The sequence below is a fragment of the Sphaerotilus natans genome (assembly GCF_900156335.1).
Classification (GTDB): Bacteria; Pseudomonadota; Gammaproteobacteria; order Burkholderiales; family Burkholderiaceae_C; genus Sphaerotilus; species Sphaerotilus natans.
In genome coordinates, this window is record NZ_FTMZ01000042.1 from 1 (window position 1) to 8,370 (window position 8,370).

The following is an 8,370-nucleotide window of genomic DNA, read 5'->3' on the forward strand; positions in this document are numbered from 1 at the left end:
TCGTAGCCGAGCTCGGCCACCGCCGCGGGCAGCTCGGTCAGCGGCAGGTGGCGGATCATGTAGGGGTCGAGGGCGATCTTCATGGGCGGGTCTCCGAAAAGTTCACAACGAGAAAGCGAGGAGGGGGGACGGGGCGACACCGGGCGCCGCAGGCGCCAGGCCAATCAGCGCCAGGGCCTGGGCCAGGACGAGCAGCCCGACCGGCAGGCGCCGGCCCAGCACGTCGCCGCCGGGGGCGATCAGCGCGACATCGGCCATCCGGGTCAGGGGGCAGAACGGGTCGTCGCTCAGCGCGATCAGCCGGGCGCCCCGGTCGAGGGCCAGCCGGGCGGCTTCCAGCGTCTCGCGCGCGCAAGGCTGGCAGGCGACGGCGATCATCAGGTCGCCTGGGCGCAGGCCACGCAGCTGGCCGAGCTGCATGCCCCCGAGCTGATCGACCAGCCGCACCGGCGTGTCGCCCTGCTGCAGCCCCTGGTTCAGGCTGGCCGCGATCGCGAAGGCCGGGCCGCTGCCCAGCAGCCAGAGCGCGGGGGCTGCGGCCATCAGCGCGGCGGCGGCCTCCAGATCCGGGCCGCGCACGTCCTGGCGCAGCCGCTCCAGGGCCTGCAGGCTGGCCCCGACCGCTGCCTCGACCAGATCGGTCGCGCCGATGGGGCTGGCCGAGCCGATCGGGCGGGTCAGGCCAAGGCGCGCCCCGCGCCCGCTCTCGCCGGCGCGGGGCGGCCGGACCGTGGTGAGGAACTGCTCGCGCAGGTCCTGGTAGCCGCCAAAGCCCAGCCGCTTGGCAAAGCGCACCACGGCCGAGGGATGGACGCCGCACTGCTGCGCCACCTCGCGGATGCCCTGCTGCCCGAGCGTGCGGTGGTGCTGCTCGACATGCTGGGCGATGCGGCGAAGCTGCTCGCTCAGCGCAGGGAACTCGCGGCGGATGCGGCGCAGGAGCGCGTCGATGCGCTCCTGCGCCGCCGCATCGGACAGCATGAACGTCAGCGAGGACATGGCGCGATGACGGCGAAGCGGCGGCGGCCCAAGCGATCAGTACTTGGCGACGTTGTCCTTCGTGATCGACTCGAAGGGCACCAGCACATCGGCCGGTGCGGCCTTGCCGGCCTTGAGCTCGGTGAGCACCTTGAACGCGCCCTGCGCCTGCGCCTGGCCGTTCTGCAGCACCGACTGCGCCATCTCGCCGGCCTTGATCGCCGCCTTGGCGTCGGCCGTGCCGTCGATGCCCGAGATCAGCACGCCCTTGCGGCCGGCGGTCTTGAGCGCCTGCAGCGCGCCCAGCGCCATCTGGTCATTGGCGGCGACGATGGCGTCGAACTTCGGATGGCGCTGCACCCAGTCCTCGGTGATCTTCATGCCCTCGGCGCGGCCGTAGTTGCCCGACAGCGACGACAGCACGGTCACGTCCTTGCGCGCCTTCAGCGCGGCCATGAAGCCCTGCTCGCGCTCCATCGAGTGGTACAGGCCCGGCGTGCCCTGCAGGTACATCACCTTGGCGCCCTGCGGCAGCGCCTTGACCATGAACTCGCCCTGCATGCGCCCGGCGTCCAGGTTCTTCGAGCCGACGAAGGTGGACTTGCCGCCCTTGGCCTGGATGTTGAGCGTCACCACCGGGATGCCGGCCTTGTTGGCGCGCTCGATGCCCGGGGTGATGCCCTCGTAGTCCACCGGCACCACGACGATGGCCTTGACCTTCTGCGCGATGAAGTTGTCGATCTGGTCGAGCTGGCGGGCGATGTCGTTGTTGGCGTCGGCGAACTTCACGTCGAGGTCGGCATCGGTCCGGGCCGCCTCGATGAAGGCCTTGCGGACCATGTTGGGGAAGAAGTCCGCGTCGGCGATGTTGGTGTAGCCGACCGCGAACTTCGCCGCCATCGCGCTGGCCGGGGCCAGCGAGCAGGCCAGCGCGACGGCGCCCAGGGCCAGACCGAAGCGGCGGCGGGTGGAAGATGCGTTCATGACAAGTCTCCTTTGATGTGATTGCAGGGCGAGGACAGGCCACGGGCACGCCTGACGCGGCCCGGACCGAGGGGAAAACAGGGAAGGGGGAAGGGGAAGGGGAAGGGGAAGAGGAAGGGTGGGCGGCGGCGCGGCGCGCGTCAGCCGCGGCGCGGGCTGCCCGCGCTCTTGGTCTTGACATCCAGGATCACCGCCACGGCGATGATCAGACCCTTGACCACCTGCTGCCAGTACGAGCTGACGTTCATCAGGTTGAGCAGGTTGTTGATGACGCCGATGATCAGCGAGCCGATCAGCGTGCCGGTGAGGGTGCCGCTGCCGCCCATCAGGCTGGTGCCGCCCACGACAACGGCGGTGATGGCGTCGAACTCGTAGGCCACGCCGGCCGCAGGCTGGCCGGAGTTGATGCGCGACATCAGCACGATGCCGGCGATCGACACCAGCACGCCGTTGAGCACGAAGGCGCGGCGCACGATGCGGTCGGTGTCGATCCCTGAGGCCACCGCCGCGCGCGGATTGCCGCCGGTGGCGTAGACATGCCGGCCGAAGCGGGTGCGGTTGAGCAGCACCCAGGCCAGCACCGCCACCACCGCCAGGATCAGCACCGAGATCGGCACCGGCCCGATGTCACCCTGGCCGATGATCCTGAAGTCGTCGCCCAGGCCACTGACGGGCAGACCACCGGTGTAGAGCAGCACGATGCCGCGCGCCACCGTCATCATCGCCAGCGTCAGGATGAAGGACGGAATGCGGAAATGGGTGATGACCCAGCCGTTGATCGCCCCGGTCAGCAGCCCGACCCCCAGGCCGGAAGCGACCGCCAGCCCCAGGTGGCCGGTCTCGGCCATCACGCTGGCGCAGACCGTGCCCGCCAGGGCCAGCACCGAGCCCAGCGAGACATCGATGTGCCCCAGGATGATGATGAAGGTCACCCCGCAGGCCAGCAGGCTGATGACCACCACCTGGCGCAGCACGTTGGTCAGGTTGCCCACCGTCAGGAAGGTCTCGCTCAGCACCGAGGCCAGCACGCACAGGCCGAAGAAGATCAGCACGGTGCCGTAGCGGCGGTAGATCTCCGAGAAAGACGGATGCCGTGTGCGGAAGCTGCCGCTCCATTCGGCGAAGGTGTCGAGGGTTCGGTTCATTGTCTCGCTCCGGTGGCCAGGGCCATGATGTTTTCCTGTGTCGCGGCGTGGCGCGGCAGCTCGCCGCTCACGCGTCCTTCCCGCATCACGATCACCCGGTCGCTCATGCCGAGCACCTCCGGCAGCTCCGAGCTGATCATGATGATCGCCAGCCCCTGGCGGGCGAACTGGGTCATGAGGCGGTGGATCTCCGACTTCGAGCCCACGTCGATGCCGCGGGTCGGCTCGTCGAGGATCAGCACCTTCAGGTCGCCCAGCAGCCACTTGGCCAGCACGATCTTCTGCTGGTTGCCGCCGCTGAGCGTGCCGGCCCCGGTGTCGAGGCTGGCGGTCTTGATGCGCAGCATCTGGCGCATGCGCTCGGCCTCACGCTGTTCCTGTGCCAGGTCGAGCAGGCCGCTGCAGACGAAGCGCTCCAGCCGCGCCAGCGAGATGTTTTCTCCCACCGAGCGGCACAGCACCAGGCCTTCGGCCTTGCGGTCCTCCGACACCATGGCGATGCCCAGACCGATCGCGTCGGCCGGCCGGCCGATGGCGACCGGCCGGCCCCCGAGGCGGATCTCGCCCGCGTCCAGCCGGTCCAGGCCGAACAGGGTGCGGACCACTTCGGTGCGGCCCGCGCCGATCAGCCCGGCCAGGCCGAGGATCTCGCCGGCGCGCACCTGCAGACTCACGTCCTCGAAGACGCCGCGCCGGCTCAGGCCGCGCGCCTCCAGCACCACCTCGCCGATCGGCACCTCCTCCTTGGGGAAGATCGCGGTGATGCTGCGCCCGACCATCAGCGCGATCAGCCGCTGCTCGTCGTAGTCGGCGGCCGGGCCGGACTCGACCTGCTGGCCGTCGCGGATCACCGTGATGTCGTCGGCGATGCGGGCGATCTCGTCCATCTTGTGCGAGATGTAGATGATCGCCACGCCGCGCGCCTTCAGGTCCTCGATCTGGCGGAACAGCATCTCGACCTCGGTGTCGCTGATCGCCGAGGTGGGCTCGTCCATGATGATCAGCGCGGCCTGGCGCGAGATCGCCTTGGCGATCTCGACGAGCTGCATGCCGGCGATGCTGAGCTCGCCCATGCGGGTGCCCGGCGCGTACTTCAGGCCCAGGCGATCGAAGAGCTGCTGCGTCTGCTGCTGCATCGCCAGGAAATCGACGAAGGGACGCATCAGGCCCGTGCCCATCGGTTCGCGGCCGAGGAAGATGTTCTCCGCCACGCTCAGCTCGGGCACCGGGCTGAGCTCCTGGTGAATCATGGCGATGCCGCGCTCGAGCGCGGCGCGGGTGCCGCCGCCATCGAGCCGCTCGCCGCGGAACCAGATCTCGCCCGCGTCGATCGCATGCTCGCCGCTGAGGATCTTCATCAGCGTCGATTTGCCCGCGCCGTTCTCGCCCACGAGCACATGCACCGTGCCCGCGCGCACCTTGAGGCTGACGCCGTCGAGCGCCTTGACGCCGGGGAAGGACTTGCAGATGCCCTTCATCTCCAGCACGGGCCCGGCGGCCACGGCCGTCTCCTTGTCCATCGTGTGTCTCCTCCTGTCATCCCGGTCGCGGCCCCGGGGCGCGCGACCGGTGGGGGCGGTCAGCGGCTGATCGTCTGCTTGAGCGCATCGACCGAGGTCAGCACGCCGGCCTCGACCGACATCGTCAGGTCCTCCATCTCCAGCGAGACGTGGCCGTCGTAGCCGCCCATGCGGCAGACCGAGAAGAACTCCTTCCACCACTGCAGGTCCTGGCCGCAGCCGACCGCCACGTAGTTCCAGGTGCGGGTCTCGGCGGCGGTGACGGGCTGGGTCTCCAGCAGGCCGTTGATGTCGGCCAGACCGCGCTCGATGCGCGCATCCTTGCCGTGGATGTGGTGGATGGCGCCTTTGAGCGCGCGCGCCGAGGCGATCGGGTCCGCGCCCATCGCGATCAGGTGCGAGGGGTCGAGGTTGATGCCGACCACCGGGCCCACCGCCTCGCGCAGGCGCAGCAGCGTGGCCGGGTTGTAGACCAGCATGCAGGGGAACTCCTCGATGGCGATCTGCGTGACGCCGTGCGCCTCGCAGTGCGCGACGAAGGCCTTCCACCAGGGGATGGCGACCTCGTCCCACTGGTACGCCAGCGCCGGGGCCATGTAGTCGGGCCAGGAGACGGTGGAGGTGATCCAGTTCGGCGTCTGGTCACCGGGGGCGCCGGCCGGGCAGCCCGACATCATCACCACCTTCTTCACGCCCAGCAGGCCGGCCAGGCGGATGGTGTCGTAGGTGGAGGCGGTGTGGCGTTCGCCCATCTCGCCGGGCGACAGCGGGTTGCCCGAGCAGTTCAGCGCGGCGATCTCCATGCCGCGGCTCTCCAGCTCGGCCATGAAGGCGATGCGCGCGGATTCGCTGTCGAGCAGCTCCTGGCGCTTGACGTGCGGGCAGCCGGCCCAGCCGCCGGCGGTCATCTCGACCGCGTCGATGCCGAGGGATTTCACCTTGTCCAGCATCTCGGTATAGGACAGGTTGCCGTAGACGTCCGTGCAGATGGCGAGTTTCATGAGGGTTCAGTTCCGGAGGATGTCGAAGAAGGGATGCGGGGGCGCTTCAGCGGAAGTCGACCCAGGCGGCACCGGCGTCGGCCGAGCGCACGCAGTTCTCCAGCCAGCGCACGCCTTCGAGGCCGGCCTGGATGTCGGGATAGTGGTGGCTGGCCAGGAAGGCCTCGTCGCCGCGCTGGCGGGCGTCGATGGCCTGGGCGATCCACAGATAGATGTTGGCCCAGCTGTCGCCCAGGCCCTCGGTGTGCAGCGCGCCCATGCGGTCGGCCGCCAGGCTTTCCTCTTCCAGGTAGGGCATGCCGTGGTGCAGCACGCGGCCGGGCTCGCCCTGCACCTCGTAGTGCAGCTGATCCGGATGCGCATCCGACCACGACACGCTGGCCTTCGTGCCGACGAAGCGATAGCGCTGCGAGCCCATGTTGCCGGCATCCACCGACGACACCCACAGCCGGCCGCGCGCGCCGTTGTCGTAGTGCATCAGCACGGTGGCGTGGTCTTCCAGCGGCGCGCGGGTCGGGATGAAGGCCTTGCGGTCGCACAGCAGGCGCTCGACCTTGAGCTGCGGCAGCACCACTTCCGACAGGTAATACAGGTGCGTGCCGATGTCGCCCAGCACGAAGGTCGGGCCGGCAGTGCGCGGGTTGGTGCGCCACTTCACCGCCTCGCCGGCGCCAGTGTCGTCGCCGGCGTTGAAACCGTGGGTGTAGGCCATGTCCACCAGGCGGATGTCGCCCAGCAGGCCCTTCTTCACCATCGCCGCCATCTGGTGCACCAGCGGGTGGCCGGTGAAGCCGTAGGTGACGCCGACGATCAGGCCCTTGTCGCGGGCCAGCGCGGCGATCTCCTCGCATTCGGTCACCGAGAAGAACAGCGGCTTCTCGCAGATCACGTGGATGCCGGCCTGCAGCAGCGCCTTGGTGATCTCGTAATGGGTGAAGTTGGGGGTGGCCACCGAGACCACCTCGACGCCGTCGGCGCGGCCGGCCTCGCCCTGGATCAGCGCCTGCACGTCGGCGTAGCAGCGCTCGGCGGCCACGCCCAGGTTCACGCCGAAGTCGCGGCCGCGTGCCTCGTCGAGGTCGAAGGCGCCGCAGACCAGGCGGTAGGTGCCGTCGCGCAGCGCGCCGCTGCGGTGCTTGTAGCCGACCTGGCCGGTACGGCCGCCGCCGACCATGCCCCAGCGCAGCGGGCGGGTGATCGTCATTTCTCCGTTGATCATGATGTGAAGGTCCTGAGGAAAGAATGCGGGCGAGACATCGACGTTGCACTCGAGTGCAACGTCGGGCAAAAAAGAAGAACAGACTGCGGCCCGCCGAGGAGGCGGCCATGACCCCGAGCACCCTTCATCAGGCACACAATCTGCTCTCGTGTGCATTTGGGTGAGCAGCTTGATCGCCACCGTTTGCACACGAGTGCATTCTGAGGATGCCGACTCGCTTGTGCATCAGGGTTTGCACTCGTGTGCAAACTTTTGTCCACGGTGGCGCCCTTCAGTCAATCGGCCTTGCGCTCGCTATGATCGGCCGATGAGCATCAGCAGCAGCACGGCCACCGGACCGGTCGGACAGGAGCGGGGCGAACGAGACACCCGCAAGATCACCGCCAGCGATGTGGCCGAGCGGGCCGGCGTGTCGCGCTGGACCGTCTCGCGCGCCTTCACCGACGGGGCCTCGGTGGCGCCGGCGGTGCGCGAGCGCATCCTGGAGGTCGCCACCGAGCTGGGCTACCGGCCCAATCTGCTCGCCCGCGGGCTGATCAAGCGGCGCACCCACCTGATCGGCGTGGTGGTCGACGAGCTGGCCAATCCCAACCTCACGATGCTGCTGGACGAGGTCACCCGGCAGCTGCAGCGCCTGGGGCATCTGTCCATCCTGCTGAACATTTCCGAGACGGACAGCTCGGCCTCGATGCTGTCGCTGGCCGACCAGTTCCAGGTGGATGGTCTGATCTTTCTGGGCACGGTGCTGACCGAGGATCTGGTCAGGCTGGCGCAGGAAGTCCGGCATGTGCCGCTGGTGGTGCTGTACCGCAGCACGGAGCATGCCGACCTGCAGGTGGTCACCACCGACAACGAGCGCGCCGGCCGCGAGATCGCCGCGCTGGTGGCGGCCGAGGGCGTGCAGCGCATCGCCTACATGGCGGGGCCGCCGGCGGAGTCGACGCAGCTGCGCCGGCTCGACGGCTTCCGCGACGGGCTGGCGCAGCATGGCCTGCACGTGGGCGCCGTGCTGCATGCAGGCCACTACCGGCGCGAATGCGGCGAGCTCGCGATGGCGGCGGTGCTCGATGCCAGCGCGCCCGACGCCTGGCCCGAGCTGCTGTTCTGCGAGAACGACATCCTGGCCATCGGCGCGGCCGATCTGCTGCGCAAGCGCGGGCTGCTCGGCCGCATCGGCCTGATCGGCTTCGACAACATCGAGCAGGCCGGCTCGCCCGCCTACGACCTGACCACCTATCACCAGCCGATGCAGGCGCTGGTGACCGAGGCGGTGCGCCGGGTGGTGGGCGGCGAGTCGGCGACATCGCGCGTGCTGCTGCCCGGCCAGCTGATGCGCCGCAGCTCGCACCGCCGACCGGCGGCCTGAAGCACAACGGCCCGGCGCGCGCCCTCAGGCACGCACCGGGCCGAACCGAAATCCCCGGGAGATCAGCGCGCGCTGAAGTGCCGCGCCACCAGCTGGTCGATGCCCTGGCGCATCAGCCGGCTCGATTCGGCCGCGCGTTCCTCCCAAGCGAACACAC

General features: G+C 69.4%; 7 protein-coding genes. 1 reads left to right on the forward strand and 6 read right to left on the reverse strand.

The window, feature by feature from the left end; genetic code table 11:
* Positions 1-102: 102 nt before the first annotated feature.
* The 6 genes from BW996_RS20650 to BW996_RS20675 form a co-directional block, all read right to left on the reverse strand.
* Positions 103-999, reverse strand: coding sequence for a MurR/RpiR family transcriptional regulator (locus BW996_RS20650; RefSeq protein WP_076459087.1), 897 nt, complete (start codon positions 997-999; stop codon positions 103-105).
* 36 nt (positions 1,000-1,035) lie between these two features.
* On the reverse strand, positions 1,036-1,962 hold the full coding sequence (locus tag BW996_RS20655) for a sugar ABC transporter substrate-binding protein (RefSeq protein WP_076459088.1): 927 nt from the start codon (positions 1,960-1,962) through the stop codon (positions 1,036-1,038).
* Between the two features lie 140 nt (positions 1,963-2,102).
* A complete protein-coding gene (locus BW996_RS20660) occupies positions 2,103-3,107 on the reverse strand; it encodes an ABC transporter permease (protein WP_037485724.1) in 1,005 nt (334 codons plus the stop codon).
* Entirely contained in the window at positions 3,104-4,627 is a 1,524-nt protein-coding gene (locus BW996_RS20665; protein WP_037485725.1) for a sugar ABC transporter ATP-binding protein, read from the reverse strand. Before BW996_RS20665 ends, BW996_RS20660 begins: the two co-directional genes overlap by 4 nt.
* 59 nt (positions 4,628-4,686) lie before the next feature.
* Positions 4,687-5,628 carry a sugar phosphate isomerase/epimerase family protein gene (locus tag BW996_RS20670; RefSeq protein WP_037485726.1) on the reverse strand — a complete coding sequence of 314 codons (942 nt, stop codon included), beginning with the start codon at positions 5,626-5,628 and terminating at the stop codon, positions 4,687-4,689.
* A gap of 46 nt (positions 5,629-5,674) precedes the next feature.
* Positions 5,675-6,847 carry a Gfo/Idh/MocA family protein gene (locus tag BW996_RS20675; RefSeq protein WP_037485728.1) on the reverse strand — a complete coding sequence of 391 codons (1,173 nt, stop codon included), beginning with the start codon at positions 6,845-6,847 and terminating at the stop codon, positions 5,675-5,677.
* A 307-nt stretch (positions 6,848-7,154) separates the two neighbouring features.
* On the opposite strand from BW996_RS20675, the gene BW996_RS20680 reads away from it, so the two are divergent.
* Positions 7,155-8,213, forward strand: coding sequence for a LacI family DNA-binding transcriptional regulator (locus BW996_RS20680; RefSeq protein ID WP_081838300.1), 1,059 nt, complete (start codon positions 7,155-7,157; stop codon positions 8,211-8,213).
* The last annotated feature ends 157 nt before the right edge of the window (positions 8,214-8,370 follow it).